Annotated in this window: 2 protein-coding genes and 1 pseudogene; all 3 read right to left on the reverse strand. The window is 67.0% G+C overall.

Annotated elements, in window-relative coordinates; translation table 11 throughout:
• A partial coding sequence (locus ACWCXX_RS41345) for a transposase (RefSeq protein ID WP_451136479.1) occupies positions 1 to 287 on the reverse strand: 287 nt, incomplete at its 3' end.
• Positions 288 to 470: 183 nt separating this feature from the next.
• A complete protein-coding gene (locus tag ACWCXX_RS41350; protein ID WP_451136477.1) occupies positions 471 to 974 on the reverse strand; it encodes a GNAT family N-acetyltransferase in 504 nt (167 codons plus the stop codon).
• Between the two features lie 356 nt (positions 975 to 1,330).
• Positions 1,331 to 1,447, reverse strand: a pseudogene (locus tag ACWCXX_RS41355) (IS5/IS1182 family transposase); the annotation flags it as partial.

Raw genomic sequence — 1,447 nt, forward strand, 5'->3', positions numbered from 1 at the left:
GCTTTCGCCTCCAAGTAAGTCAGGCGACCCAGAAACATTCCTCCAAGTTCCTCCCGAGTGAGTCGGGGATACAGCGAAGCGCCGCACGGCGCACAGAACGCATAGACCCGGGACCACGCGGGGAAGCCGGCAGGCATCGCCCGCCACGAGATCCCGCCCACGACCAGATAGCGGATCGCGTCCAACAGCTGCCGGTGGCAGTGGCCCTCGGGCCGTCCGTCCCGCCCCTGGAACCAGGCCGGCACCGGCAGCAACGGCCGGACCTCCGCCCACTCCGCGTCCGTCATGTCCGACGGATACCGGCGCACCCGGCCCGAATGGTCGGCCGCGTTGCCGTACACGTGTCGGAATGGGATCGCACCCCCGAGCTGCCTGGAGGTCCTGCTTTCACGCGTGGAAACCGCCGCAGTCACCCGGTCGGGACTCCCGTTCGATCGACAGCCTTCGAGATCGGTACGGGCAACAACCACTTACGTGTCGGGATGCTCCGGCAGGGCGAGCCAGTCCGACCAGGAGATCTCGCGGCCGAGGAAGCGCGGCTGCTCGAACGGCCAGTCGCCGGCGATCCACTGCGGCACCAGCGCGTCGAGGGCCTGCTCGACCTTGCTGCCCACCAGCTCGTCCACCACCCACCAGGAGATCTCGCCGTCCGCGCCGGCCCTCTCCGGTGGGTCGATGTAGACACAGCCGAGCAGAGCTGTCTCCGCCGCGTCGAACAGCGCGTAGTTGAAGGACTGGTGTGCGGCGATCTCCTTCTCGTGCCGCAACAAGTCGGCCTGGTCGGCCTCGTAGGTCATGGTGGCCGCGGGCCAGCCCCAGGCCGGGCCGAAGATGGTCCACAGCCGCTCGCGCGAACCCATCACAGCCGGATAGTCGAGCGGGGCGTCCGCCTCCCGGATCGGCCGCAGGTGATGGCCACCGCCCGGCAGCGGTACCAGGACGGGGTGGACGAAGTCATCGGGAAGCCAGCTCATGGCGCCCGACCGTAGCAGCGCGCGGCCGTCCGCTCCCCTGGATTTTCCCCATATACCGCCAGGCCCTGCTCTCATGCCGGGCAGGGCCCGCGACCACCCGATCGAGACTCCCGTTCGATCGACAGAGTCCATGATCGGTATGGCAACGCCTTCTCATCTTGTCATTTATGGTCCGGCGTCGAACGCGGCTCGAACTTGGTCGGTGTTTTCGCAGTTCAGCGGACATGTAGGCGGCCTCCGTCTGATCCTGTGCTCCGTCACAGAGTGGATCAGCGCGAAGGGTCGGGTAGCCGGGGCGCCTCCGCGTCCCGGCCCCCTCAGAGGGCATTTAGCGTGGGCGAATTGCCTCTTATGCCCTAGTAGGTCCCTCGCCAGGTCGGCGTGGTCTCGTCCGTTATGCGCTTGGCGAGGTTGTCGATCGAGGCGACGTAGATCATGGCTTCGGAGCTGGTGGTTAGGGTCTCGTAGTCGCG

This window comes from Streptomyces sp. NPDC001732, assembly GCF_053596315.1.

What these genes read in the sequence shown, in the direction of transcription:
- ACWCXX_RS41350 (WP_451136477.1), bottom strand. Translation starts at nt 974, where the DNA reads ATGAGCTGGCTTCCCGATGACTTCGTCCACCCCGTCCTGGTACCGCTG.